We start from the raw sequence: 25,586 nt of genomic DNA, 5'->3' as shown, positions 1-25,586 counted from the left end.
AGCGCCACGTGGCACCGTCCGGACTGCACGACCCCGCCGCCGACCACGCGAGCTGCGGCGTCGGGCTGATCGTCCGCAAGGACGGGGTGCAGACCCACGACGTGCTCACCCTCGCCCATCGTGCCCTCTGCTCGGTGCCGCACCGCGGCGGGATGTCCGCCGAGGGTGTCGGTGACGGCGGCGGCGTCTCGGTGGACCTGTCGGTGCCGTTCTTCTCCCGGCTCGCCGGCCGCAAGCTGACGCCGGGGCGGTTCGCCGTCGCCAACGTCTTCCTCCCCGCCGACCCCGGACGCGCCGCGGCGGCCGCAGCGCTGGTCACACTCACCCTGACCGCGCACGGCTGCACCGTCCTGGCCGTCCGCGACGTGCCGGTCGACCCGTCGGTGCTGCGCCCGGCGGCCGTGGCACAGCAGCTGCCGGTGCGGCAGTGGATCGTCGAGGTGCCGGACGTCGCGGACCCGGAGCGCCTGGCGCACGGCGCACTGCTCGACATCGAGTCCGTCGCCTACACCGATGACGCCGTCGCCGGCCTCTACCCGCTCAGCCTGTCCACCCGCACCCAGGTCCTCAAGGGACGGCTGAACTCGTGGGAGGTCGTGCCGTACTTCGCCGACCTGACCGACCCCGAGCACCGGGTGCGCAGCCTCTACTTCCACACCCGCTTCTCGACCAACACCGACCCGCACCCGTCGATGGCGCAGCCCTTCCGGCTCCTCGCGCACAACGGCGAGCTCAACACCGACCGGAAGAACCGGATCGCCGACGAGGCCCTCGCCCGCGCCCGGGGCCGCCGGATCGTGCGCCCGCCCGGGCAGTCCGACAGCGCGCGGTTCGACCAGACCCTGCACGCGCGCGTGGCGGGCGACGGGCTCGACCTCGTCGCGGCCGTCGTCGCCGCGATGCCCCCGGCCTGGGAGAACGACCGCACGCTGCCCGCGCCGGTGCGCGCGATGCTGGAGTACCGGTCGCTGGTCGAGGAGATCAACGACGGCCCGGCCGCGCTCGTCTTCTCCGACGGCGAGGTCGTCGGCGCCCGCCTCGACCGGCTCGGCCTGCGTCCACTGCGGACCTGCGAGACCGCCGACTACCTGACCGTCTCCTCGGAGGCGGGCCAGTGGGCCTTCCCCGACGACGACGTGCTGCGCCGCGGCCGCATCGAGGCCGGCGGGATGCTGTGGTGGAGCACCCGCGAGCGTCGCAGCTACGACACCGCGCAGACCCTGGAGCTGCTCACCGCCCGCGCCGATTACGAAGCCCTCCTGGCCGGGGCCCGCACCCCGGCGGCCGCGCTGCCGCCCGCCCCCGACGGGGCCGCCCCCGAGGTCCCCGGGTCCGCCGGGAGCGGTGATCTCACCGTCCACCAGCGCTACGTCGCCTACGGCCTGGACGCCGAGGCGTTCCGCGTCCTGCTCGACCCGATGCTCGACACGGGGGCCGAACGCGTCTCCGCCATGGGCTATGGCAACGCCATCAACGCGCTGAGCGACCGCGAGGGCGGCGTCGCGCACTACTTCTCCCAGCGCTTCGCCCAGGTCACCAACCCGCCGCTGGACCCGATCCGCGAGGCCGACGGCATGACCCTGCGCGTCGCGCTCGGCGCCCGCCCGGTGCACGACGGCCCGTTCCACCGCATCGTCCTCGACTCACCCGTCCTCGACGCCGACGGCCTCGCCCGCATCGGCGCCCAGCACGTCGTCCCGGTCGGCCGGTTCGCCCTGCTGTACGAGCCCGGCACGCTGGAGGCCGCGGTCGAGGGACTGTGCGCCGAGGTCGTCGCCTTCGCCCGCGACGGCGGTGGCATCGCCGTCCTCGACGACCGCGCCGTCGCCCGCGACCGGGCCGCGGTCCCCGCGGTACTCGCCGTCGCCGCGGTGAACCGCGCGCTGGTCGCGGCCGGTCTGCGTCCCGCGGTGTCGCTGGTCGTCGCCACCGGGCAGGTGTGCTCGGCGCACCACCTCGCCGTCGTCCTCGGGTTCGGGGGCTCGGCGGTGCACCCGCACACCGCGCACCTGCGTGCCGCGCAGCAGCATCCCGGCGACCCCGGCGCGGCGTTCGCCCGCTTCCGTGCCGCCGCGGAGAAGTCCCTGCTCAAGACCATGGCCCGGATCGGGCTGTGCACGATGGAGAGCTACGTCGGCGGCGAGTTCTTCGAGGCCGCCTACCTCGACACCTGCGACCCGGTACTCGCCCGCTGGCTCCCCGAGGTCGACGCCCCGGTCGGCGGCGCGGGGTTCGCCGACATCGAGCGCTCGGTGCGCGCCTGGCACGCCCGCGCGCTGACCGTCACCGGCCCCGAGGACGTGCCGCAGCTCGGCCTGTTCAAGGAACGCTCCGACGGCGCCGGGCACTCCTACGGCGCCGCCGCCGTCACCGCGTTCACCGGCCTCGTCGACGAGCGGACCGGCCTCACCGCAGGCCCGGCCGACCGGGAGCTGCGGCTGCTCCCACTCTCCGCGCTCACCGACTCCCTCGGCCTGCACGACGACGCCTACGTCCACACCGGACTCGGTGCGCTGACCGCCGCCGAGATCGACGCGTCCGCGCCCACGCCGGGCTACCGCGAGCTCGTCCGGTCCCTCACCGCCGAGCGTGCGCGACGCCCGTCCGCGCTGCGCGACGTGCTGGTGGGGCCGCCGGACCTGCGCGACGGCCGCCCCGCCGAGGTCCTCGACCGGATCGACCCGGCGGGCAGCGCGTGCATCGCCGTACGCGGCCTGCGTCGCGACGGCGACCTGCTGCACGTCGACGGCGACGCCGCCCCGCTGGCGTCCTGGCTGGCCGAGCGGTTCGGCGCGTCCGTCGCACGCCTCGACCACGGGACCCTGCGGGTGGTCGCGGCCGGGACGGCGGAGGACTGGCTGGACCTGCTGGTCACCGCCCCCGACCCGGTCGCTCTCGACGACGTGCAGCCCGCCTCGGAGATCACCCGCACCCTCGCCTCGGGTGCGATGAGCCACGGCGCGCTCGTCGCCGGCGCGCACGAGGCCGTCGCGCACGGCACCAACATGGTCGGCGGGCTGTCCAACTGCGGCGAGGGCGGCGAGTCCCGCAGCCGCTTCGGCACCATCCGCGGCTCCCGGGTCAAGCAGTTCGCCTCCGGCCGCTTCGGCGTGTGGGCGGGCTACCTCGCCGACCCGATGCTGGAACAGGTCGAGATCAAGATCGCGCAGGGCGCCAAGCCCGGCGAGGGCGGCCAGCTGCCCGGCGCCAAGGTGACCGTCGACATCGCCGCCGCCCGCGGTGCGACGCCCGGCGTCGAGCTGGTGTCCCCGCCGCCGCACCACGACACCTACTCCATCGAGGACCTCGCCCAGCTCATCCACGACGCCACCGCCGCGCGGGTGAGGGTGGTGGTCAAGCTGGTGTCCTCGGAGGGGATCGGGACGATCGCCGTCGGCGTCGCGAAGGCCGGCGCGCACGTCATCAACGTCGCGGGCAACACCGGCGGCACCGGCGCCGCGAACGTCACCAGCCTGAAGTTCGCCGGGCGCTCCGCCGAGCTGGGCGTCGCCGAGGTGCACCAGGCGCTGTCCGCGCACGGCCTGCGTGACGCCGTCGAGCTGCGGTGCTCCGGGGCGCACCAGACCGGCGGCGACGTCGTCGTCTCCGCGCTGCTCGGCGCCGACGGCTTCGAGTTCGGGACGACCGCGCTGATGATGCTGCGCTGCGTCATGGCGAAGAACTGCAACGTGAAGTGCCCGGCCGGGATCACCACCGACGCCGACGCGTTCGACGGCGACCCCCGCGCGCTGGCCCAGTACCTGCTCGGCGTCGCCCACGACGTCCGCGAGATCCTCGCCTCGCTCGGGCTGCGGAGCCTGCGCGAGGCCCGCGGCCGCGCCGACCTGCTGCATCTGGCGCGGCACCCGTCGCTGGTCGGACGCCTGGACCTGCGCCGCCTGCTGCACCGGGTGACGACCCCGCAGGTCGCCGACCCGGTGCGGGTCGGCGCCGACCACGACCACGACGAGCGCTGGTCGGCGACCGTCCGCGCCGCCCTGACCCGCGGTGGGTCCGGAGTGGACATCGACGGGGGAGCGCTGGGCAACCGGCACCGCTCGGTGGGCGGGCGCCTCGCCGTCGACGTCGAGCGGATGCTGAACCACGAGCACGTCCCGGGGCCGGCACTCGTCGACGACCGTGGCCGCCGCTTCCTGCCGCAGCAGTGGCTGCGGATCCGCACCCGCGGCGCGGCGGGGCAGTCGTTCGGTCTGCTCTGCAACGACGGGATGTGGCTCGTCCACACCGGCACCGCCAACGACGGCGTCGGCAAGTCCGCCTGCGGCGGCACCATCGCGATCCGCTCACCCGCCGCCGTGCACGACGACCGGCCCGGCAGCAACGTGCTCGTCGGCAACTTCGCGCTGTTCGGGGCCACCGGTGGCCGGCTGTTCGTCCACGGCGAGGCGGGGGACCGGTTCGCGGTGCGGAACTCCGGTGCGAGCGCCGTCGTCGAGGGGCTCGGCGACTTCGGCTGCGAGTACATGACCGGCGGGGCCGTGCTGAACCTCGGCGCCGCCGGGTCCGGCCTCGGCAACGGCATGTCCGGCGGGTTCCTCTACCAGTACGACCCGGCCGGGACGGTCGGGTTCTCGACCGACTCGGTCGACGTCGCACCGGTCTCGGGGTTCCACGTGCCCGCCGTCCGGCTGCTGCTGGAGTGGCACGCCGAGGCCACCGGCTCGCCGCTCGCCGCCCGGCTGCTCGAGCACTGGGACCGCGAACGCGCGCACCTGCTCGTCGCGACCCCGCGGGCGCTGCGGCTCTACCAGGACGCCGGGGAGATCCTCGCCGCCCGCAGCCGCCGCGAGCTCGTCAACGAGCTCGCCGCCGCCCTCGCCGCGCACCAGCTGCGCCGGCACAAGCTCGCCCAGCGCGACGGCGTCCCCGTCGCGTCCGGGGCGGTACCCGACGGCGACGCCGGGGAGGAGATGTTCGTCCTGCTCAACGGCCTGACCGTGCAGACCGTCGCCGAGGAGGTCGCCGCCCGCCGCGGCGTCGACGCCCGCACGCTGCTGCTCACCGAGGACCACGCCGTCCGCACCCGGCTGGTCCGCTACGCCCGCGACGCCCTGGCCGGCTACACCGACGACGAGCTCGCCGTCCTGGTCTCCGACAAGCGCGTCGGCGACCTCAAGCGCTCCCTCGCGCAGCGCGACGTGTACGGCACCGACAGCCCCGGCACCTACGGCTGGATCCTCGCCCAGGACGCCGCCAACACCGCGCGGCTCGGCCGCATCCCGGGCGTCGAGGAGCTGTTCGCGGCCCGCGCCGCACCGGACCTGGTGGGCGCCCCGTGACCGCGCCGCCGCCCCCGACCGAGCTGAGCAGCCTGGCGATCTCGCCGGACGCGCCGTTCACCGCCGAGCAGCGGATCTGGCTGTCCGGCTACCTGGCGGGCGCCCGCAGCGCTGCCGCCGCGCCCGTCCGGAAGGAGACCGGGATGACCCCGGTGCACGTGCTGTACGGCACCGAGACCGGCAACGCCGAGTACGTCGCCGACCTGCTCACCGAGCGCCTCACCGAGGCGGGGGTGCCGTGGGAGCTGCACGAGCTCGACGCCGTCGGCGCCGACGCCCTCGCCACGATGAGCAGGGTGGTCGTCGTCTGCTCCACCTACGGCGACGGCGAGATGCCCGACAACGCCGACCTCTTCCGGAAGATGATCACCGCCGACGACGCGCCGCGCCTGGACGCGACGTCGTTCGCGGTGTGCGCGCTGGGCGACGAGTCCTACGAGGACTTCTGCGCGGCCGGGCGGCTGCTCGACACCCGCCTCGCCGAGCTGGGGGCGACCCGGATCCTGGAGCGCCGCGACTGCGACGTGATGTGGGAGGACGCCTCCGCGCAGTGGTTCCCCGAGATCGTCGCCGTGCTGGCCGCCGCTCCGGCCGCGACCGTCGCGCCGGAGCCCGCACCCGAGCCGGAGCCGGTCCGCCGCCGCGACCGCCCGGCTCCGGTGCCCGCGGTGCTCGCGCACCGGGTGCGGCTGTCCGGTCCCGCCTCGGACAAGGAGATCCACCACCACGAGTTCGACCTCACCGGCACCGGCCTGACCTACGCCGCGGGCGACTCGCTCGCCGTCGTGCCCGCCAACGACCCCGCGCTCGTCGAGGCGTTCCTGGCGCACCTCGGTCACGACGGCGACGCCCCCGTCGGGGACCGTCCGCTGCGCGAGCTCCTGACCAGCGCACACGAGATCGTCACCCCGTCGCGGGACCTGCTCGACGTGCTCGCCGAGCGTGCCGCCGACGCCGGGCTGCGCGCCGCCCTGCGCGACGACCGGGCGGCCTGCCTGTGGGACCGGGACCTGCTGGGGCTGCTGCACGCCGCGCAGGTGCGGCTCGACCCGGAGGAGCTCGTCGGGCTGCTGCGCCCGCTCCAGCACCGGGCGTACTCGATCTCGTCGAGCCCGTTGCTGTTCCCGGACCGGGTGCACCTGACCGTCGCCGCGGTCCGCTACCGGTGCGCCGATCGCGCGGTCGGCGGAGTCTGCTCCACCCACCTCGCGGACCGGCTCGCGGTGGGGGACACCGCCGTCGTCTCGCTGCAGCCGAACACCGGGTTCCGGCCGCCCGCCGACGACGTCGACATGATCATGATCGGGCCGGGGACGGGTGTCGCCCCGTTCCGTGCGTTCCTGCAGGAGCGCGCCGCGCGCGGGGCGCGTGGCCGGAACTGGCTGCTGTTCGGCGACCGCCGCTCCGACCACGACTTCCTCTACCGGTCCGAGCTGCTCGGCTGGGCCTCCGACGGCCTCCTCACCCACCTCGACCTGGCGTTCTCCCGGGACCAGGCGGAGAAGGTCTACGTCCAGGACCGGATGCGCGAACACGGAGCCCGCCTGCACGCGTGGCTGGCCGGGGGCGCCCACCTCTACGTGTGCGGCGACGCGAGCCGGATGGCCCGCGACGTCGACGCCGCGCTGCACGAGATCCTCGCCGCCCACACCGGGGGCGGGGACGGCGCGGCCGAGTTCGTCGCCGATCTCAAGCGCGGGAAGCGGTACCTGCGTGACGTCTACTGACCCGGAGCGTGTCCCGTGACCCTGCCCCACACCGATCTCGACGTCCTGCTCTCCCACCTCGTCGGCGACCGGCTCGATCTCGACGCCGGCACGCTGGCGCGGCACCTCCCGCTCCTCGACGAGGTCGTGGCGACCACCGCGAACGGCAACGCCCTGATCAGCGAGCTCGGCACCTACGCCGAGCCGAGCTTCACCGGCGAGGCGTTCCCGGTCCGGCCCGACGCGGTGACCCTGCGCCTGTCCTGCCCCGCGGTCGCCTCGGTCGTCGCGACCCGCGCCGACGACGGGCGTCGCGAGCCCGCCGCCCTGTGGCTGTTCGACGGCGACGGCGCGGCCGTGCACCGCGCGCACCTGCTGTCACCCGACGCGCCACTGGTCACCGAGGTGCTCCGGCTCGCCCCGCGCGCCGACGACCCGCCCGCCGCCCCGGCGCCCGGCGCCCCCGACGAGCTCGACCACCTCGGCCTGCTCGACGCGCTCACCGACGGCGGTGGCCGCGTACCCGACGGGCTCGTCCCGGCCACCCCGCCCTGCGGTGTCGCCCGGGCCGTGGACCTGCTGTGCCTGCTCTGCGAGCACGGCGTCCCGGCCGGGCTGGCGGTGCCGAACGGCGGCTGCCTCCAGATCGGGACGGGGTCGGTCGACCACGTCGAGACCGGCGACGTCGTCGGCGTCGTGTCCGGACCGGTGCAGTTCGCGTTCGCCCCCGCCGAGGTCGACGCGGTCCGCCCGGTCCGCACCCACGGCCCGCACGGTCCGATGACGACGGTGCTCCTGACCGCCGCGGACGGTCGCTGCCTGGCCCTGTTCGGCCAGTTCGGACTGCCGTCGACCGGAGTCGTCGCGGCCTGGGAACGCATGGTCCGGGACGTGTTGCTGCACCCGATCGGGTGAGTCGTGAACGCGGCCGACCCGGTGGTCGTAGAGACGGTCAACCAAGGATGAACCCGTCAGAAAGGACACCGGGATGCGTCGCACCCTGCCCCGTCTCGCCGCCGTCACCGCCGCCACCGCACTCGGCTTCGCCGCGACCGCGGGCATCGCGTTCGCCCAGGAGACCGAGGTCCCCGAGCCCTCCACGTTCACCAGCATGTACACCGTGAGCGCCACGCCGGACACCATCATCAACAACGACGGGCAGTCCGTCCCGGGCGAGCCCGGCGCGACCGGTGAGTTCAACTTCCGGATCAACTCCGACGACGAGATCATCTGCTACGACATCACCCTGCGCGGTGTGACCGGCGAGTACCAGAGCCCGGCCAAGACCGCGACGCACATCCACGAGGCCGCCGTCGGGCAGCCCGGCCCGCCGCGCCTGGCGTTCCCGAACCCCGAGGGTGACGGCGACGTCCGCACCTCCTCGGGCTGCATGCAGGGCCCGTTCACCACCGGGCTCGAGGGCGACAACGGCCAGGACACCGCGACCGGCTTCTCGCTGAAGCAGATCGAGGCGAACCCGACCGGCTTCACCGGTGACACCCACACCGCCGACTTCGCGGCCGGCACGGTGCGCGGCCAGCTCGCCGCCGTCCCGATGGGCGGCGTCGAGACCGGCGCCGGTGGCTCCTCCTCCGACTCGACCGCGCTCTACGCGGTCGGCGCCGCCGGTCTGGCCGCCGCGGCCGGAGCGGGCGTGCTGATGGCCCGCCGGGGCCGTGCGCAGAGCTGACCAGACGCGTGACCGGCGCCCGGGAGCCCTGCTGCTCCCGGGCGTCGTCGCGCTGGTGTTCCTGCTCGTGGGGTGCGCGGCACCGCCTGCTGCCGCTCCGACCGTTCCCGCGCCCGCGGCACCGCCGGCCGGCGCGCCGCCCGCCGCGGTCCCGGCCGCGGCCGGAGTGCCCGTCTCGCTGCGCATCCCGGCGATCGGGGTGGACGAGCCGGAACTGCTGCGGCTCGGCATCGCCGACGACGGCACCGCCGAGGTCCCGCAGGACTACGACCGCGTCGGCTGGTTCGACCGCGGCACCGCGCCCGCCCCGACCGTCCTGCTCGGGCACGTCGACTCGCGCGACGGGCCCGCGGTGTTCATCGACCTGCGGGAACTCGTCCCGGGCGACGTGATCGAGGTCGGCCGCGAGGACGGCTCCGTCGACCGGTACGCCGTCGAGCGGACCGAGCAGATGCCCAAGGACGCGTTCCCGACCTTCGCCGTGTTCGGCGGTGCGTCACCGGAACAGCTGCGCCTGGTCACCTGTGCGGGCGACTTCGACCGGGGGGCGCTCAGCTACCTCGACAACATGGTCGTGCACGCCCGGGCGCTGTGACCGTTGCCCGACGCGCCGAGACGTCCGGTTCCGCCCCGGACGCCCGGTCCGGGACCACACTGATCGGGTGACGGTGCCGCGACAGCGCGACCCGCGCCCGACGGGCGCCACCGCCGGACGCCCCCGGGCGTCGCGGCTCGCCCGGCTGCGCCGCGTCCCACCCCTGCACCTGCTGCTCGGTGCGACCGGCACGCTGCTGGCGGTCGGCGTCGTGATGGTGCTGTCCGCGTCGGCGGGCGGGCGGACCGTCGCCGACGGGATGGTGCTCACCGTCTTCGCCCGTCACCTGATCTTCCTGCTGCTCGGGGTCGGCGCGTTCGCGCTCGGGATGTGGGTGTCACCGGTCCGGCTGCGCCGGTGGACGCCGTGGCTGCTGTTCGGCTGTCTCGCCGCGCTGGTGCTCGTGCTGGTCCCGGGGATCGGCGAGGTCCGCGGCGGTGCCCGCCGGTGGATCTCGGTCGCCGGGTTCACCGTGCAGCCGGGCGAGGCGGCCAAGGTCGTGCTGCTGCTGTGGGGTGCGCACGTGCTCGCGCTGCGCGGTCGCGCCGTGCGCCACGGCCGCTACGCCGTCCTCCCGCTGGTCCCGGTCGCGCTGCTGGCCGGGGCGCTGCTCATGCTGCAGCCCGCGCTCAGCACGACCGTCGCGCTCGGCGTCATCGTGCTGTCGCTGCTGTTCTTCGCCGGTGCGCCGCTGGTGTTGCTCGCGGGCCTGTCCGGCGGGGCGCTGCTCGGCGTCGCCGTCCTGGGGCTCACCGCGGACTACCGCCGCGACCGGATCAGCACCTTCCTGGGCGCCGGCGACGAGCTCGGCGCCGGCTACCAGTCCCGCCAGGCGCTGCTGTCCCTCGCCGACGGCGGCCTGCTCGGCACCGGGCTCGGCCAGGGGCGCGCGAAGTGGGACTACCTGCCCAACGCCGCGAACGACTTCATCTTCGCCGTCATCGGTGAGGAGCTCGGGCTGGTCGGCGGGCTCGCCGTGCTGGCGCTGTACCTGCTGCTCGCCTGGGTCGGGCTGCGCGTCGCCGCCCGCACCCGGGACACGTTCCTGCGGCTGGTGACGGCGGCGACCGCGACCTGGGTGGTCGTGCAGGCCGTGATGAACGTCGGCTACGTCGTCGGTCTGCTCCCGGTGACGGGTCAGCAGCTGCCGCTGGTGTCGGCGGGCGGGACGGCGCTGGTCAGCACCCTGTTCCTGCTCGGGCTGGTCGCCAACGCCGCCCGCCGCGTCAGGTAGCCAGGCTGCCGCGCAGCACCGTGGACCCGGCGACGTCGACGACCCGGAACTCCTCCGCGTCGGCCCGCAGCACCGAGGAGTTGAGGTTGCACACCATCGGGGCGGTGCCCGTGCCGATGAACTCGCCCGCGCTCACCTCACGCCCGTCCTCGGCCTCGACGACGACGCGGTAGGTCGCACCGGAGCGGAACCCGTCGCCGTCCAGCACGATCTCCACGCCCCAGGTGTGCGGGATCGCGACCGCCGTGGCCTGCACCGCGGGATCCATCGCCTGGACCGCGACCGGCTCGCGGGGGATCCCGTCGTGGTCGCCGACCAGGTACCCGGCGACGCCGCCGACGAGCAGCGCGGCCGCGGCCGCCGCCGCGACCGGGGCCCACCGGTTCCGTGCCCGGACCGCGGCCGACGCCGGGCGCTCGGCCCGCGCCGCCGCCACGATCCGGTCGCCCAGATCCGGTGGGGGAGCGGGAGTGTGGTCGAGCCGGTCGGGGGCGACCCGGCCCAGTGCGGGCAGCACACTCGCGACCTCGGCCAGCTCCTCGCGGCACGCCGGGCAGCCCTGCAGATGGGCCTCGAGGGTCGCCAGCTCGTCGCCCTCCAGCCGGCCCATCGCGTGGTCACCCAACGACTCCCGCATCGCCCGGTGCTCGTCCGGAGTCACGGTTCCACCCCCATCTCGTCCATCGCCAGTCGCAACGCCTTCAACCCGTAGAAGACCCGGCTGCGGATCGTCCCCACGGGCACCCCCGCCTCCGCGGCGATCTCGGCGTGTGGACGCCCCCGCAGGTACGCCTCGACGATCGCCTGCCGGTGCTCGGGCCGGAGCCGCCGCAACGCCTCCTCGACCAGCCAGCCGTCGACGAGGGCGTCGTCGGCGGGGCCGATGGAGTCGTTCCCGGTCTCGGGCTCGTCGGTGAGCTGACGACGCCAGGGTCGCACGCTCACCCGGCGGATCTCGTCGATGACCACGTTGCGCGCGATGGCGAACAGCCACACCCGCAGGCTCGCGACCGACGGATCATAGGAGTCGGCGCGACGCCAGGCGCGCAGGAAGACCTCCTGCACCGACTCCTGGGCCGCGCCGTCGTCGCCGAGCTGGCGCAGGGCATAGCGGTAGAGCTCGGCTCCGTGCGCGGTGTACGCGGCGCGGAGCCCCGGCTCGGAGTCGAGCCCGGGTTCGGCGGGGCGCGCGTCGACGGAGCGCAGCCTGCGGTGGGGCGCTTTCATCGGTGTCTGCGAACCTCCTGAACGTCCCTGTCCTCGTTGTGTACGCACCCGGGGGCGGGGGTGTTCACGGGGTCGGAGTGGGATACGCTGCGGGGGTCCTGATCGACGAGATCGGGGCATGCGGGCGTAGCTCAATGGTAGAGCCCCAGTCTTCCAAACTGGCTACGCGGGTTCGATTCCCGTCGCCCGCTCCACCACCTGACCAGCGGAAACGCTGATCAGCTCTGATCTTGAGACAGACTTAGTGCATCAAACGTGGTGCGAGTCGGTCCTAGCGTTGACTGCATGGCAGGTCGACAGCCCGCGAGCACGGCTCGCGCCCGGGGCAGCATCACTACGCTTCCGAGCGGCACCATCCGCGTCCGGGTCTACGCCGGGATCGACCCGGTGTCCGGGCGCCGGCACTACCTCACCGAGCTGGTCCAGCCCGGGAAGAAGGCGCAGCGCGAGGCCGAGGCCGTGCGGGCCCGGCTGCTCGCGCAGGTCGAGGAGCGCCGGAACCCGCGGACGAACGCCACGGTCGACGAGCTGGTGCGGCGCCACCTCGACCAGTTCGCCGGGGCGCCGAACACTCTGCAGATGTACCGCGGGCACGTGAAGAACCACATCTCCCCGCTGCTCGGGCGGATCAACATCGGCCGCCTGGACCCCGAGATCCTGGACTCCTTCTACGCCGAGCTGCGCCGCTGCCGGATCCACTGCTCCGGGTCCGGGCTCGTCGACCATCGGACCCGCCGGGACCACGAGTGCGACGGCCGGTGCCGGCCGCACCGCTGCAAGCCGCTGTCGGCGACGACGATCCGGCACATCCACTTCATCCTCTCCGGTGCCTACAAGCGCGCCGTGCGCTGGCGCTGGGTCGCGGTGAACCCGCTCGCCCAGGCCGAGCCGCCGCCGGCCCCGAAGTCGAACCCGCGGCCGCCGAGCGCCGAGCAGGCCGCGCAGCTCCTCAACAAGGCGTGGGACGACCCGGACTGGGGCGCCCTGATCTGGACGGCGATGACGACCGGCGCCCGCCGGGGCGAGCTGTGCGCCGTCCGCTGGACGTGGCTCAACTTCGAGGAGGGCCGCGAGACGCTCTGGTTGCAGAGCGGGATCCGAAAGAGCGACGACGGCTGGGTCGAGGGCGACCTCAAGACCCACCAGCAGCGCCGAATCGCCCTCGACGCCGAGACGGTCGCGGTGCTTACAGACCTGCGCACCCGGGCGGTGAAGCGCGCGGAGATGCTCGGGATCGAGCTGGCGCCGGACGCGTTCGTGTTCAGCACCGCGGCCGACGGCGCGACGTTCCCGACGCCGGACAGCGTGACCCAGCGCTACGACCGGATGGCGAAGAAGCTCGGGATCGTGACCACGTTCCACAAGCTCCGGCACTACTCGGCGACAGAGCTGATCGTCGGCGGGGTCGACCCGCGGACGGTCGCGGGACGGTTGGGGCACGGGGACGGCGGGACCACGACGTTGAAGACCTACACGGCGTGGGTGTCCGAGGCAGACCAGCGGGCCGCTACGGGGCTCAGTGCGCGGATGCCTGAGCGTCCCAGCCGAGCCGAGGAAGCGCAGCGAGCGGTTCGGGTCTCAGTGCATCCATACGAGCACCTGGCTCATGCACTTATCACGAAGATCGCGGCGGGTGAACTCGCGGTCGGAGACTCCCTCCCGCCAGTGGACCAGCTCGCGGTGGAGGGCGGGGTTTCGCTGTCCACAGCGCGGCGGTCCGTTCGACTGCTCAAGGATCGAGGAATCGTGGCGTCTGTCCGCAATCGCCCGACCGTGACCGCGGTGGGTCTCCTTGATCTTAGTGCGTACTGCGATCGGGCCAACATTAATCCTTCAACTACTGTGGCTCAAGAAGGACTCCAGCAGGGCATCGCTATTGAGGAGAATCGCTGGGTGGCGGTCTTGCGAGGACCAAACGGCCTAAGATCTACAGCTCGAGTTATCGATGGCTCCCTTGGTGACTCTAGTGGCTTTCGTCGGCATCTCATTAGTATCGCTAGAATTGAGGACCCATGCGGGACAGATTCGGGGGAGTCCTGGATAGGGGAGTATGAGTTGGAGATTAGGCCACTGAGGGGTGGTGAAGTCGTCTCGCTTCGATGGTGACTGGCGGTTTCTTGCCTATTGATAAACTGGGCCTATACCCGTCAGTCGCTATTGTGTACAGAGTTGTAGATCAACTTATCGACAAAGCCGGACTACCTTCCAATATGTGTGAGCGTTCAGAACGTGGAGTCGAGCCCTTTTTTCTGTTGGGATCGACTTGATGTTGCAGCCTGTCCCCTAGGTTGCAATTCGGGTACCAAGGATAGCTCGACCGGTCGGCCGGCCGGGTAGATGCTTGCTGAGTCGCGTGCGCGGGCGGCTGCCGGGCGAGTTCGCGTAGTAGCCATCGCTGTTCGCGGGAGTGAGCTGCAGCTCGTGGGTGTCGCACCAAGAGGTTGCCGACGAGTTGTCCTGACTCAAGACGGAGCAGCAGGAGGTGCTGGACGAAGCGGTCGTGGATGGGCAGTCGGTAACACGGCGTCCGCTCAAGTCGAGGGCTTCTCTGAAGCTCGATCGATACGACCTAACCCAAGGGGCACGCAATGACTGCTCTACGTCGGTTTCTCACGCTCCTAGCGGCGACGACGTTCCTTGCCGCCTGCTTGGGTGTTGGGACCGCCGTGGCGGCTCCCCCCACTGGAGAACTCGGTCCGGACGCGCATCCCGGTCCGTTGCACTATGTGGCGCTCGGCGACTCATTCAGCTCGGGTGAGGGTGCCCCGGTCGACGTCGGCTTGCTCGGCGATCGCTGGTGGAAGCTCGCGACTGTCGCGTCAACCGACGGCTGGCTCGGCGACACCGGCGAGAATGGTTGTCATCGGTCCCGTGAGGCGTACGCGCCGCGTGTGTGGGCCGACCTCGACGCCCGCGACACAAATTGGGGCGTGTCCTTCCGTGCCTGCTCCGGAGCGACGAGTTCGGCCTACTATCAATCGTTCAAGGGTGAGGACCCGCAATCATGGTCGTTTGACGACTTTCGCCGGCTCGGTCAAGCGGACCTGGTAACAATCGGCTTCGGCGGCAACGATCTTGGGTTCGCCGATATTGTACGGGACTGTGTGGGTGAGGGTTTCGTCGAGGAACGGATCGGCAACAGCGCCCCGAGTCGCCTGGTTGCGAAGTACGACTTCTGTCGCAATAAGTGGACGCCGATCGTCGAGAAGCGACTGACGGTGGTTTCGCTGCGGCTTAGTGATCTAATCGATCAGGTCCGGCCGAACCTGAAGCCCGGAGGAAAGATTCTCGTCGTCGGGTACCCTCGTCCCTTTCGGGACAACCCACCCGCGCAGTGTCGCAGTGGTGCTGGAATCGAGGGCGGAATTGACCGTCCGACGATGAACTGGCTTAACAGCGGGGTGGCGGACCCGCTCAACTGGATCCTCGCAAGGGAGTCGGCCTACGCGGGCGTCTCGTTTATCGACACGAGTCGGTTTATGACGGCGTTTGGCGATCATGACCTGTGCTCGCAGGATCGCTGGATGAACCGATTGATCGAGTCCGATAAGAATCAGAGTTTTCACCCGAAGAGTGAATACCATGAGAAGGTCGCAGAGGCGATCCTCCGTTGCTGGGACGAGTGCCCGCCGACTGGGCCGCGGATCGTGGAGCACGCCTGATAGCTGGCCCCTGCCACTCTCTCGTCCGATTGGCTGGCCAGCCTAGGCTCTCGACGTATGGGCGAAATCCTCACTGTCTCCACGGCGGCCCCAACGCGCGACGCCGCAGTCCGGCTCTCTCGGTCGGCGATCTCTGCTGGACTCGCGGCTGGTGGCCAGATCGCCGGCCCGGTCAGCTCCGTGTTCTGGCACGCGGATGAGTTTGGCGAGGGGGAGGAGTGGGTGGTCGCGTTCAAGACCACCGCGGCCCGCTACGACGAGTTGGAGGCGCACCTCATCGAGCACCACGAGTGGCAGAACCCCGAGGTGACGGCGGTGCAGATCGCGCGGGCGTCAGCGGCGTACGTCGAGTGGGTGGAGCGCGTCACCGCGAAGTAGCTCCCGCACGGCGGGGACGTCGCCGTGGTGCTGCCCGAGCCGCCCGGCGACCTCGGCGAGCCGCTGGCGCGGTCGCACCGAGGCGACGTTCCCCATCACCCGCAGGCTGGCCGTGATCGTCTCGGCGGCCTGCTCGACCTCTCCGGCGTCGGCGTAGCTCTGCGCGAGCCAGGAGGAGTAGAGCGCCTTGTCGCGGGCGTGCGCGTCGCTGTAGCGGCCGAGCGCGCTCTCCAGGATGGGGACGGCGCGGAGCGGCCGGCGGAGTTCGGACCAGCAGCGGCCCGTCATGATGGCTAGCTCGTCGGCGTCGATCCACGCGGCGTAGTCCGGGGTACGGGCTCCGGCGGCGGCGTGGGCCTCCTCGGCGAGCCCGAGGCAGCGGGCGGTGGTGTCGGCGTCGCCGTCGAGGGCGAAGGTCCACGCGGCGCGGGAGTAGAGCAGAGCGCGGACGCCGGGGTCGACGCCGTCCTGGGCGGCGGCCTGGACCGACTTCTCCGAGATCGTCCGGGCGGGCTTGCCGAGGGCGATGAGCTGGTAGGCGTGGAAGGCGAGGGCGTTCCCGGCCAGGCCGGGGTCGCCGGATTCGAGGGCGGCGGCGTGGCTGCGGCGGAAGTGCTCGCGGGCCAGGTCGTGCCATCCGGCGTCGAACGCGGCCCATCCGGCCTGCTGCGACTGCTCGGCGTGCACGGCCAGGAGGGCGCGCTGCACGACGTCGCGGGCGGTGCCGCCCTGGAGGATGCGCGCGGAGAGTTCGGCCTCGGCGTTGTAGAGGCGGTAGGTGTCGGCGCCGCCGAGGGTGTCGTCGAGGCGCCGCAGGCTGGTGAGCCGGTTCGACAGGTCGGTGGCGACGTCGATCGTCGCGGCGTTCGAGCTGGTGTCGCCGAGCACGCTCCCGAGGAGGCCGGAGAGCGCGAGCGAGCCGCTGGCTCGCAGGAAGTCGCGTCGCAGCACTGAACTGTCACCGTCCCAGGCGTCGGAGTCCCGATCGGACGGCGTCGACGCTACGGAGATCGGTTCGGCAGGAGCAGGGCATCCACCCGGCATTCCCGCGACCGGCCGGGTGACGGCGGGCGCACGCCGGGTGGACGGGGCCGGGGCGCCGAGCTGGTCGAGCAGGCGTCGGTAGACGGCCTGGGGTCGCTGCACGGCTCCGGTCTCCCAGCGGCCGACGAGGCGGACGTCGAGCTTGGTGCCGCGCTCCTCGTTCGTCGTGTAGGCCAGGCGCACGACCTGGTCGACGAGGTCCTGCTGGGACCAGCGCTGCACCTCGTCGCGCCAGCGCCGGAGCTGGTGGCCCCAGGGCTCGTCGCTGCTGTCCTGATCCACGCCGGCGGCCACCCCCGATCGCTCGCCGAACCCAGTCTGCCGGGCGAATGCCCTGCGCTACCAGGGTTCTGACCTGCTTTGTTCCGCCGCGAATCACCATCGTCGACGGCATGAACAGCAGTGCACCACAGCCACGGGAGCCCCGGGCCGAGTTCGCGGAACTGCGCGAGCTGACCCGCGAGATGGCCGAACGGATCGAGTTGCTCAGGCGCCGCCGGCGTCGGGACCTAGCCGACGCTCGATGGCGTCGATCCGTCGAACGAGAGCGCTCACGTCCGCCCTGAGTGCGTCCAGCTCGGCGAGGACGGGGTCGTCGGCGTCGGGGTCGTCGACCTGGTCGCCGTCGAGGATTCGGGCGATGTGGTCGCCGGACCAGCCGAGGGCTTCGGAGACGGCGGCGAGGGTGCGCGGGCTGCGTCGGCGGGGCGTGAGGTTGTGCTGCAGCTCGCGGACGGTCATCAGGGCGACGCCCGCGCGGGTCGCGAGTTCGGCCTGGGTCATGTCGAGCTCGGCCAGACGCGTCTTGATCGCCTCGGCGACGGCGTCCCAGTCCTTGGCCACGCAGACCTTCCTCGGTGCCTCAGTAGGTACGGACCTGCTGATTTCGGTGCTGAGGCTAGCGGCCGCAGGCTCGTCCAGGTGCGACGACCTGCCCAGCCACACGATGAGACTATTATTAGCAGCTAATATTGGTGCTATTGTTAGCGCACAGCGGATCGAGAGGAAGGGGCAGTCGATGAGCAAGCAGGAGCCGGTGGCCGTGGCGGCGGCGCCGCGGTTCTACAGCGTCGCGCAGGTCGCGGCGATGTTCGGGATGTCGACGATGACGGTCTACCGGGCGATCGCGGCGGGGGAGTTCCCGGCCGTGAAGGTCCGGGGGCGGCTGATCATCCCGGCGAAGGCGATCGAGGCGATCGCCGACCTGGCGGTGGCCGAGCAGACGGTCGTCGACACGTCCGGGTGGGCGCCGGTGCAGCGTGGGAGCGCCGTCTGATGGGCGGCGTCGGTGTGGTGTTGCTGGTCCTGGTCGCGGGCGCGTTCATCTGCGCGAAGGCGCGGTCGGCCGCGGGAGCGGCGCTGTTCACGGTGGTCGCGGCGGTGGTGTTCGTGGCGACGCCGGTCGGGCAGGGCGTACCGGGAGCGGTCGCGACGTTCATGTCGGCGTTCGACCAGGCGGCGACGCCCGCGCTGAACCGGACCCCGGCCGAGCACGCCGCGACCGAGGGCGGTGTGGGGTGACGGCCGCGGCCGAGCGGGTCGAGCTGTCCGCGCTGGTCTGCCCGGGCTGCGGGCGCCCGGTGGCGGGGGAGCCGCCGACGGGATGGCCCGACCGGGCCGGGCGTCCGCCAGCGTTCTCGCACCGCGACGGGTCGGTGCTGTGCCCGGACGGCCGAGGCCGGGTGCCCGAGCCGGTCGAGGTGCTCCGGTGATCGGAGCGTTGCGGCTGGCCGATCTCGACCCGCGGCTCGCCGAGGTCACCGATCGGACGATCCGGTTGCAGGTCCTCGTCGACCACAGCGCGCGGAGCGCGGGCCGGTGCCCGACGTGCCGGTGGGCGGTGAGCCCGACCCGGCCGGGGTGCCCGTCGCACGTGGTCGCGCTGTCGCTGCTGGAGAACCGGCCGCTGCCGTCCTGGCTGGCGCAGCTGGCCGGAGAAGTGCCGGGCATCCGGGTCCGCGCCGAGACGCCCAGCGACGACGAGCGCCGCGCCGCCGAGGACTCCGCGGCCGGCCTGTTCCCGGCTCCCCGCCGAGTCCGGCCGAGCGGAGCGCGGCCATGACACGAGCACACCACCTGGGACGGCCCGGCGACGGGTTCTTGGCGGGACACAGCCGCCGGGCCGCTCTCACCGCACATCAGCAGAAGGCAGGAGAGGCAACGATGGTAGAGCGAGACGACGACCGGTGGCGCGCCCGCGCGGCGTGCCGGTCGGTGGACCCCGACACGTTCTTCCCGACGGCGGAGAGCGGCACCGCGTACGACCGACAGGTGGCCCGCGCCAAGCGGGTCTGCCGCCGCTGCCCCGTGCAGACCGCGTGCCGGGACTGGGCGATCGACGACCTCCCGCACGGCGTCGCCGGTGGGCTGACCGAGTACGAGCGCCGCCGCGCCCGCCGGGCGACGACCCGCCGGGCCCGTCGCGCCGAGCTGCGCCCCGCCGTCGCGTCCGCGCCGGTGCTGCGCACCGACCGGGCGCCGGTCATCTCCGCCGGCCGCGCCGCCCTCGCCGCGGGCGTCGACCGGGACGACATCGCCCGTGCCCTCGGCGTGACCCGTCGGACTGTTGACCGCTGGGCTGCCGCCGGCGCCGTCGTCGCGGGTGGTGGTCGGTGATGGCCCCGTTCGACGTCTCCCCGACGACCACGGCGTCCGGCCGGATCCGTGAGCTGCTGCGGCGGATCGCGGTCGAGGCGTTCGGCTCGACCGAAACCGAGGTCCCGATCCCCGGGTTCACGGTGTTCACCGACCGCCGTCTCGACGACCCGTTCGCCGGGATCCGCGCGGCGCTGCTGATGCGCACCGTCGCCGAGGGGCAGCTCTACGAGTACGCCCGCGCCGCCCGGGCGGCGGGCCGGTCGTGGGACGAGATCGGTGCCGCGCTGGATCTGCCGTCGGGGGAGTACCGGGCGGTGGGGGAGCAGGCGTTCGACTGGCTGGTCTGCGGCCGGGTCCCGGACTCGGAGCCGCAGGGGGTGCGGTCGTGGCGGACGCCGTCGGCGTACTGGCGCTGCCCGAGCTGCGAGGCGGTGGTCACCGACCACGGCCCGTGCGGCTCGCACCCCGACGACATCGAGTCCGGCCACACCGACGGGTGCGCGCGTCACCGCGCGGACATCGCCGCGTGGACCGCCCGCACCGGATGGGACGACTGACGATGAGCATCCTTTTCAGCTCCATCAGCCTCGTCCTCGCTATTCTCGCCGCGGGCGCCCTGCTCGCCTGGGCGCGCGGCGCCCGCGCGCTGGCCGCCGGCCTCGCGCTGGTCGCGCTGCTCCCGGCGGCGACGATCGTCACCGCCCTGTCCTGGCCCGCGCTCGTCGCCGTGGTTGGCCTGGCGGGGGTGATCGTGTGGCACCGCTGGTCGCGCTCCTCGGCCACGGTGTCCCGGTGGGCGGCGCGGTCCCGCCGGAAGGTCGGGGTGGCATCGTCGCTGGACATCGTCCGCCACGCCGGAACCCTCGCCGTCCGCCGCCGCACCGGCACCGTGCGCCCGTCCCTGGCCGCCCTGCCGGGCTGGCAGCGGGCCCGGCTCGCCACTAGCGAGGCCGCCGTCGAGCTGTGCCGCACCGGTGTGTTGCGGGTATGGGCGTTGGTCGAGGACGTCGTGATCGTCGTCGGCGGCCCCCGCACCGGCAAGACCGGATGGCTCGCCGGACGAGTCCTCGACGCCCCCGGCGCCGCCCTGGTCACCTCGACCCGCACCGACCTGCTCGACCTCTGCGGGCCGCTGCGCCGCCAGACCCGCGGGGAGGTGTTCGTGTTCAACCCCGCCGGCCTCGGCTCCCGGGCCAGCACGATCACGTTCGATCCGCTGACCGGCTGCACCGACCCCGTCACCGCCACGGAGCGGGCCACGGACATGCTCGCCGCCGTCGCCTCCGGATCCGGCGGGGACCGCGAGTTCTGGGACGGTCAGGCCCGCCGCGTTCTCGCCGCGCTGCTGCACGCCGCCGCGCTCGGGCACAAGCGGATGGCCGATGTCCTGGGGTGGGTCGCCGACCCGGACACCGCCGGCCGGGAGGTCCCGGCCCTTTTGCGCCGGTCCGGGGTGACGGCGTTCGAGCAGGACGTCATGCAGTTCCTCACCACGAACGAACGCACCCGTTCCTCGATCACCTCCTCGGTGATGCCCGCCCTGGGCTGGCTGACCCATCCTGCGGCGGCTGCGGCGGCGGAGCCGGGGGATGGGTTCGACGTCGCGCGGCTCCTGGACGAGCGGGCGACGGTGTTCCTGCTCGGCGCCGAGGAGTCCCAGACCGCACCCCTGGTTTGCGCTCTCACGGGGCACATCGCCCGCGAGTCCCGACGTCTGGCCGCAGGCCAGCCCGCGGGTCGCCTCGACCCGCCGCTGGGGCTGTTTCTCGACGAGGCCGCCCTGATCTCCCCGGTCCCCCTGGAGTCCTGGACCGCGGACATGGGCGGGCGCGGGGTCACGATCCTGTGCGCGTTCCAGTCTCGCGCCCAGCTCCTCGCCCGGTGGGGCGAGCACAAGGCCGCCACGATCCTCAACAACACCGCCGCGGTCATGATCTTCGGTGGGACCAGGGACAAGGCCGATCTGGAGTTATGGTCCACCCTCGCGGGGGAGCGGGACGAGCGGGTCACCACGACCGATGACCACCGCCGCGTCGCGTCCCGGTCGGTGCGCAAGGTGCCGGTGCTGGCGCCGGCGCAGATCGCGAACCTGCCTGCGGGGCGGGTGGTGGTAATCCGGCGCGGGATCGCCCCGGTGATCGGGCGCGCTCAGATGGCGTGGAAGCGGCGCGACGTCCGGCGTCGCGCGCGGCTGCTGGCGCGGATCGAGGCGGAGACCCGCTGGCACTGCCGCGGCGAGGCGGTCCGGACGTGGACGGATCTCCAGCTCGAACACGCCCTCACCGTGCTCGCCGGCCGTTGGCCGGGGCGGTTCGGCGAGGCGGCGGAGCGGGCGCGGTCGTCGAACCGGATGTTCGCGGAGCTCCGCGCGATCCGCCGGAGCGGCGAGCACGACCAGGCCGTCGAGGCGACGGCGCTGCTCGAACCGGGCCCGGACGGTGAGGGCGGTCGTCCGCCCGGCCCGGCCGATGGCGCGGGTGACGGGCGGTGGACCCGATGAGCGAGCGCTACGAGATGTGGACCCCGGCCCAGGCCGCCGACCGGCTCGCCGCCGACCTCCCTGGCGGCCGGGCGGACGCGGAACAGGTCGTCGCGTCCTACCTATGGGACGCGACCGGTGTGCATGGCCGGCCGTCGTCGGGGTGGCGGATGGATGAGTTCGACCTCGACGACGCCCGGGCCCGGTTCGGGTGGGTCGACTTCGCGGGCGGGGAGACCGTTGCACAGGCCCGCGCTCGGGCCGATGCTGCCGCGGTTGCGGCGCTGCGCGAGGCGCGGGGGACGTCGGCGATCACCGACCGGACCCGGCTGTTCGGGCTGCACTCCGATGCCGAGATGTGGGGCTACCGCGCCCATCAGGTCGGGCTGGACGAGCTGACCAACACCACGGCGTGTGACCCGCAGCCGCGGTTGGTGACGGTCGCTCGGGAGGGGCGGGAGCGCTCGCACCGCGAAGCGTGCGCGGTCCATGACGCCCGCCAGGCCGCCACGGAGGCGACGGCCGAGGTCGCTGCGCTCGACGAGCACTCGAACGACCGGGCTGCCGACGATGGTCCCGCTGACCAGAGCGAGGCGGACCGGGTGGACCCGAAGGACGACCGCGACCGGGCCGCGCAGGATGCCCGCGTCGAGATGGAGACCGGCGAGCGAGGCGACCGGGAACGGGTGCTCGACGAGGGCCCGGGGTCGTTCGTGGGCGGCCTGTGGTTCACCCCGGACCCGGCCGTGGAGGGCGGGATCCGACCGCTGACCGATACGGAGATGCGGCGGGTCTCGGACCTGGTCCGTGCGACGCAGGCCGAGGCGCTGGCCGAGGACCTGGCGCCCCACGACATCCCGTCGTCCGCCCCGCGGGCCGACGACCACGCGACGGAGTGGGGCCGATGAACACGCCCCCGCACCCCGCCACCCCGTCGAAGGCGGAAGGTCCGACCGGTGTCGCCGTCGCCGGGCTGGCCCGGCAGGTCGACGACCTGAACCGCAGGCTCGACGCGCTCGGTCCCGTCAACGGACGGATCGACGAGTTGACCCAGGTCGTCGCGGAGCTGAGCCAGACCCTCGCGACGGTCGCCGCGCGACGGCGGCCGACCCCGGCCCCGTCGTGGCTGCTCGCCCCGACCGAGCCGGAGAAGGTCGCGACGCTGCTCGACGAGCTGACCGGGTGGCTACGTCTGGTGTTCCTGCGCTACCCCGACGGTGCCGCGGTCGTGCCGGAGTGCTGGGCCTGGCACACCGACGTCGTCGAGGAACTGCTGTGGCTCATGCACGCCTGGTGCGCCGCCTACCAGGGCCCGGACGCATCGGTGCAGCTCGCGGGGGACTGGCACGACCGCCAGCGTCCCGGGGTGGTCAACCGGCTCCGCAAGTCCGTCGGGTCGTGCTCGATCGAGAGGCACCAGACCCGACCCGGGTGGGGTGCCCCGCCCGGCGCTCCGCCGACGGTGCCGGGGGAGCAGCACGCGTCGCTGATCACCGCGTGGTGGGCGGACGGGCGCGAGCAGGCACCACCCGAGCCGGGGACCACCGCCGCTGCGGGGTCCGGTCCGATCGGCGGTGCGCTCGGATGACCGCGCCCGGAATCCGGGGCGGCCGGGCGGGTCGGGCCGCGATCTGGCTGCCGGGCCTGGCTGTCGCGATCGGGGCCGCGGTCGCGACGGCGCACGGCCTGTTCGAGGTCGCGCTCGCCGCGCGGGTCCCGGCTGGGATCGCCTGGATCTACCCGCTGATCACCGACGGCCTCGCACTGGTCGCCTACACCGCCACGGCCCGTCTGTCCGGGTCCGCGGCCCGCTACGCCTGGTCGGTCGTGATCGCCTCGGCCGGGCTGTCCGGGTTGGCGCAGGCGGTCTACCTCGCTTCCGACACCGTCACCGCGGGCGGGGAGCTGACCGTGAACGCGGCGCTGCGGTTCGGGGTCGGGGCGTGGCCGGCGATCGCCGCTGCTGTCGTCGCTCACCTGCTCTACCTCCTCGCCGAGACCCGCATCGACCAGCCCGTGGCCGACAGTGGTCGGCCGAAGCTCGACGGCGCGTCCGGATCGCGGGTCCGGGCGACCATCACCGTCCCGCCGCCCGACCGGACACCGGTGGAACACACAGATCCGGTGGGACCCGGGACAGATGTCCCGCCTGCGCTGGACGGACCGGTCATCTCCGCCCCGCTGCCGCGGCCGGTGTCCCACCATGCGGCCCAGCCGGAAATCCCGGCGGCAGGTGGGACGGGCATGCCGGGTGCGGGCGCGCAGGAGCGCGCCCGCACCACCGCCCAGACCCACCGCCAGCGCCACGGCGCCCTCCCCACGGTGCGCGAGTTGCAGGATCTGGCCGACGTCGGCCGGGGCACCGCCGCCCGAGCACTCCAGCAGCTCCGCGACACCCCACCGCATGCCGCGAGCGGCCTGCACCTCGTCCCCGACGAGCCCCAGAACAGGACCACCCGATGAGCACCGGCAGCGAGAAGACCACCGCGACCGAGCAGAACGCCAGAACCGAGAGCGACTACCCCGAACAGAGCAACAAGAGCCCAAGATCAAAAGCAGCACACCGATGCATCACGATCCGAGGGTGCGGGCCGGCCTCCGGCCGGCCACGCCGGACCCCGTGCGCTGTCGATCTCGACGGGACCCGTCGCAAGGTCGTGTCGAGGTGGTCGGGGTGCTGAGCATCGCCTCGGGCTACAGCCCGGAGTACCTGTTGAAGGAGGTCGCGGCCGGGCGGGAGAACTACTACACCGGCGCGGTCGCCGAGGGGGAGCCGCCGGGGCGCTGGTGGGGTGCCGGGGCGGAGAAGCTGGGGCTGCGCGGGCTGGTCGAGGCCCAGGACATGCGCGCGGTCTACGAACGGTTCCTCGACCCGCGGGACGAGGGGTTCCACGACCCGTCCCGATGGGACGAGGTCGGGACACTGGGACACACGGGACGCAAGTACCTGTCCGAGGACGAGATCTACGCCGCCGCGCTGGAACGCGAACCGGACGCCTCGGCGGAACGCCGGGCCGAGCTGCGTACCGAGGCCGGGAAGTCGGCCCGGCACAACGTCGCGTTCCTCGACGTCACGTTCAGCGTGCAGAAGTCGGTGACGCTGCTGCACACCGCTTTCGAGGCCCGCGAGGTCGCCGCCCGCAACGCCGGCGACGAGACGACCGCGGCGGCGTGGGGCGAGTTCCGCCAGGCCGTCGAGGACGCGATCTGGGCGGGCAACAACGCCGCGCTCGCCTACCTGCAGGACAAGGCCGGCTACTCCCGGGTCGGGCACCACGGCGGCGACGCCGGGCGTTGGGTCGATGCGCACAACTTCGTCGTCGCGTCGTTCTTCCAGCACGACTCCCGCGACCGGGACCCGCAGCTGCACATCCACGACACGATCCTCAACCGCGTCGAGGGCCCCGACGGGGTGTGGCGGACCCTGGACGGGCGCAGCCTCTACCGGTGGCGCCCGGCCGCCGCCGCGGTCGCGGAGCGGACATGCGAGGAGCGGATCACCCACAGCCTCGGGATGCTGCTCGCGACCCGCCCGGACGGCAAGTCCCGCGAGGTCGTCGGGATCGCCGAGGAGACCCTCGCACTGTTCTCCCAGCGCCGCCGCGCGGTCACCGCGAAGACCGCGGAGCTGTTCGAGCTGTTCGAGGCCCGCTACGGGCGGGCCCCGAACTCG

The 25,586-nt window shown here is 73.2% G+C and carries 23 protein-coding genes, 1 tRNA gene and 1 pseudogene; 21 read left to right on the top strand and 4 right to left on the bottom strand.

The genetic code is table 11. The features are described 5' to 3' along the window. Nucleotides 1-8: 8 nt before the first annotated feature. The 6 genes and pseudogenes from ND486_RS09125 (at nt 9) to ND486_RS09100 (ending at nt 10,525) form a co-directional block, all read left to right on the top strand. Nucleotides 9-5,300 carry a glutamate synthase-related protein gene (locus ND486_RS09125; RefSeq protein WP_251783775.1) on the top strand — a complete coding sequence of 1,764 codons (5,292 nt, stop codon included), beginning with the start codon at nt 9-11 and terminating at the stop codon, nt 5,298-5,300. Beyond that, nucleotides 5,297-7,027 carry a sulfite reductase flavoprotein subunit alpha gene (locus ND486_RS09120; RefSeq protein WP_251783773.1) on the top strand — a complete coding sequence of 577 codons (1,731 nt, stop codon included), beginning with the start codon at nt 5,297-5,299 and terminating at the stop codon, nt 7,025-7,027. The genes ND486_RS09125 and ND486_RS09120 overlap by 4 nt, the downstream gene beginning before the upstream one ends. A 15-nt stretch (nt 7,028-7,042) precedes the next feature. Next, nucleotides 7,043-7,921, top strand: a complete 879-nt coding sequence (locus tag ND486_RS09115) for a hypothetical protein (protein ID WP_251783771.1) — start codon at nt 7,043-7,045, stop codon at nt 7,919-7,921. A gap of 73 nt (nt 7,922-7,994) precedes the next feature. After that, nucleotides 7,995-8,489, top strand: a pseudogene (locus tag ND486_RS09110) (CHRD domain-containing protein); the annotation flags it as partial. A 193-nt stretch (nt 8,490-8,682) separates the two neighbouring features. Further along, complete coding sequence (locus tag ND486_RS09105; protein WP_251783767.1) at nt 8,683-9,291, top strand: sortase domain-bontaining protein; 609 nt, start codon at nt 8,683-8,685, stop codon at nt 9,289-9,291. 67 nt (nt 9,292-9,358) lie between these two features. Beyond that, nucleotides 9,359-10,525: a putative peptidoglycan glycosyltransferase FtsW gene (locus tag ND486_RS09100; RefSeq protein WP_251783765.1), complete on the top strand. Its 1,167-nt coding sequence runs from the start codon at nt 9,359-9,361 to the stop codon at nt 10,523-10,525. Here ND486_RS09100 and ND486_RS28965 read toward each other — a convergent pair. Both ND486_RS28965 and ND486_RS09095 read right to left on the bottom strand, forming a co-directional pair. Then, complete coding sequence (locus ND486_RS28965) at nt 10,518-11,186, bottom strand: zf-HC2 domain-containing protein (protein ID WP_308215828.1); 669 nt, start codon at nt 11,184-11,186, stop codon at nt 10,518-10,520. The genes ND486_RS09100 and ND486_RS28965 overlap by 8 nt on opposite strands. Beyond that, the gene (locus ND486_RS09095) at nt 11,183-11,752 is read right to left on the bottom strand and encodes a sigma-70 family RNA polymerase sigma factor (RefSeq protein WP_208824968.1); all 570 of its coding nucleotides are present in this window, start codon (nt 11,750-11,752) and stop codon (nt 11,183-11,185) included. Before ND486_RS09095 ends, ND486_RS28965 begins: the two co-directional genes overlap by 4 nt. A gap of 120 nt (nt 11,753-11,872) precedes the next feature. On the opposite strand from ND486_RS09095, the gene ND486_RS09090 reads away from it, so the two are divergent. The 4 genes from ND486_RS09090 (at nt 11,873) to cutA (ending at nt 15,792) form a co-directional block, all read left to right on the top strand. Then, nucleotides 11,873-11,946 (top strand) — tRNA-Gly (locus ND486_RS09090). A gap of 91 nt (nt 11,947-12,037) precedes the next feature. Next, nucleotides 12,038-13,858, top strand: coding sequence for a tyrosine-type recombinase/integrase (locus tag ND486_RS09085; RefSeq protein WP_251783763.1), 1,821 nt, complete (start codon nt 12,038-12,040; stop codon nt 13,856-13,858). A gap of 620 nt (nt 13,859-14,478) precedes the next feature. Next, the gene (locus ND486_RS09080) at nt 14,479-15,414 is read left to right on the top strand and encodes an SGNH/GDSL hydrolase family protein (protein ID WP_251783761.1); all 936 of its coding nucleotides are present in this window, start codon (nt 14,479-14,481) and stop codon (nt 15,412-15,414) included. Between the two features lie 57 nt (nt 15,415-15,471). Continuing rightward, the gene (cutA, locus tag ND486_RS09075; RefSeq protein WP_251783759.1) at nt 15,472-15,792 is read left to right on the top strand and encodes a divalent-cation tolerance protein CutA; all 321 of its coding nucleotides are present in this window, start codon (nt 15,472-15,474) and stop codon (nt 15,790-15,792) included. On the opposite strand, the gene ND486_RS09070 is transcribed toward cutA, so the two are convergent. Continuing rightward, a complete protein-coding gene (locus ND486_RS09070; protein WP_251783756.1) occupies nt 15,748-17,118 on the bottom strand; it encodes a hypothetical protein in 1,371 nt (456 codons plus the stop codon). The two genes, cutA and ND486_RS09070, sit on opposite strands and share 45 nt — an antisense overlap. A 204-nt stretch (nt 17,119-17,322) precedes the next feature. After that, nucleotides 17,323-17,679 (bottom strand): XRE family transcriptional regulator, encoded by a 357-nt coding sequence (locus ND486_RS09065; RefSeq protein WP_251783754.1) that lies wholly within the window; start codon nt 17,677-17,679, stop codon nt 17,323-17,325. A 175-nt stretch (nt 17,680-17,854) separates the two neighbouring features. Here ND486_RS09065 and ND486_RS09060 point away from each other — a divergent pair, with 175 nt between their 5' ends. From ND486_RS09060 to mobF, 11 genes are all read left to right on the top strand, one after another. After that, nucleotides 17,855-18,112 (top strand): helix-turn-helix domain-containing protein, encoded by a 258-nt coding sequence (locus ND486_RS09060; RefSeq protein ID WP_075333733.1) that lies wholly within the window; start codon nt 17,855-17,857, stop codon nt 18,110-18,112. Continuing rightward, a complete protein-coding gene (locus ND486_RS09055) occupies nt 18,112-18,357 on the top strand; it encodes a hypothetical protein (protein WP_251783753.1) in 246 nt (81 codons plus the stop codon). Before ND486_RS09060 ends, ND486_RS09055 begins: the two co-directional genes overlap by 1 nt. Continuing rightward, complete coding sequence (locus tag ND486_RS09050) at nt 18,354-18,548, top strand: hypothetical protein (protein WP_251783751.1); 195 nt, start codon at nt 18,354-18,356, stop codon at nt 18,546-18,548. Before ND486_RS09055 ends, ND486_RS09050 begins: the two co-directional genes overlap by 4 nt. Continuing rightward, nucleotides 18,545-18,898, top strand: a complete 354-nt coding sequence (locus ND486_RS09045; protein WP_251783750.1) for a hypothetical protein — start codon at nt 18,545-18,547, stop codon at nt 18,896-18,898. The genes ND486_RS09050 and ND486_RS09045 overlap by 4 nt, the downstream gene beginning before the upstream one ends. 101 nt (nt 18,899-18,999) lie before the next feature. Further along, the gene (locus ND486_RS28960) at nt 19,000-19,452 is read left to right on the top strand and encodes a WhiB family transcriptional regulator (RefSeq protein ID WP_285898490.1); all 453 of its coding nucleotides are present in this window, start codon (nt 19,000-19,002) and stop codon (nt 19,450-19,452) included. Further along, nucleotides 19,452-19,991, top strand: coding sequence for a hypothetical protein (locus ND486_RS09035; RefSeq protein ID WP_251783748.1), 540 nt, complete (start codon nt 19,452-19,454; stop codon nt 19,989-19,991). The genes ND486_RS28960 and ND486_RS09035 overlap by 1 nt, the downstream gene beginning before the upstream one ends. A 2-nt stretch (nt 19,992-19,993) precedes the next feature. Then, a complete protein-coding gene (locus ND486_RS09030) occupies nt 19,994-21,934 on the top strand; it encodes a type IV secretory system conjugative DNA transfer family protein (protein WP_251783746.1) in 1,941 nt (646 codons plus the stop codon). Further along, nucleotides 21,931-22,821: a hypothetical protein gene (locus ND486_RS09025; protein ID WP_251783745.1), complete on the top strand. Its 891-nt coding sequence runs from the start codon at nt 21,931-21,933 to the stop codon at nt 22,819-22,821. Before ND486_RS09030 ends, ND486_RS09025 begins: the two co-directional genes overlap by 4 nt. After that, a complete protein-coding gene (locus ND486_RS09020; RefSeq protein WP_251783743.1) occupies nt 22,818-23,501 on the top strand; it encodes a hypothetical protein in 684 nt (227 codons plus the stop codon). The genes ND486_RS09025 and ND486_RS09020 overlap by 4 nt, the downstream gene beginning before the upstream one ends. After that, entirely contained in the window at nt 23,498-24,376 is an 879-nt protein-coding gene (locus tag ND486_RS09015; protein ID WP_251783741.1) for a hypothetical protein, read from the top strand. Before ND486_RS09020 ends, ND486_RS09015 begins: the two co-directional genes overlap by 4 nt. Nucleotides 24,377-24,587: 211 nt before the next feature. Beyond that, nucleotides 24,588-25,586, top strand: a 999-nt coding sequence (mobF, locus tag ND486_RS09010; protein WP_251783739.1) for a MobF family relaxase, incomplete at its 3' end; no start/stop codon positions are given.

The sequence above is a fragment of the Pseudonocardia sp. DR1-2 genome, from assembly GCF_023717215.1.
In the GTDB taxonomy this organism is placed as follows: domain Bacteria; phylum Actinomycetota; class Actinomycetes; order Mycobacteriales; family Pseudonocardiaceae; genus Pseudonocardia; species Pseudonocardia alni.
Note: the sequence above shows the minus strand (reverse complement) of the source record. Positions and strands in the feature narration are given on the sequence as shown.

Bases quoted from the DNA above. Each gene is read 5' to 3' on its own strand.
- ND486_RS09095 (WP_208824968.1), bottom strand. From the start codon at position 11,752: ATGAAAGCGCCCCACCGCAGGCTGCGCTCCGTCGACGCGCGCCCCGCC.
- ND486_RS09085 (WP_251783763.1), top strand. From the start codon at position 12,038: ATGGCAGGTCGACAGCCCGCGAGCACGGCTCGCGCCCGGGGCAGCATC.
- cutA (WP_251783759.1), top strand. From the start codon at position 15,472: ATGGGCGAAATCCTCACTGTCTCCACGGCGGCCCCAACGCGCGACGCC.
- ND486_RS09060 (WP_075333733.1), top strand. From the start codon at position 17,855: ATGAGCAAGCAGGAGCCGGTGGCCGTGGCGGCGGCGCCGCGGTTCTAC.
- ND486_RS09055 (WP_251783753.1), top strand. From the start codon at position 18,112: ATGGGCGGCGTCGGTGTGGTGTTGCTGGTCCTGGTCGCGGGCGCGTTC.
- ND486_RS28960 (WP_285898490.1), top strand. From the start codon at position 19,000: ATGGTAGAGCGAGACGACGACCGGTGGCGCGCCCGCGCGGCGTGCCGG.
- ND486_RS09035 (WP_251783748.1), top strand. From the start codon at position 19,452: ATGGCCCCGTTCGACGTCTCCCCGACGACCACGGCGTCCGGCCGGATC.
- ND486_RS09030 (WP_251783746.1), top strand. From the start codon at position 19,994: ATGAGCATCCTTTTCAGCTCCATCAGCCTCGTCCTCGCTATTCTCGCC.
- ND486_RS09025 (WP_251783745.1), top strand. From the start codon at position 21,931: ATGAGCGAGCGCTACGAGATGTGGACCCCGGCCCAGGCCGCCGACCGG.
- ND486_RS09020 (WP_251783743.1), top strand. From the start codon at position 22,818: ATGAACACGCCCCCGCACCCCGCCACCCCGTCGAAGGCGGAAGGTCCG.
- ND486_RS09015 (WP_251783741.1), top strand. From the start codon at position 23,498: ATGACCGCGCCCGGAATCCGGGGCGGCCGGGCGGGTCGGGCCGCGATC.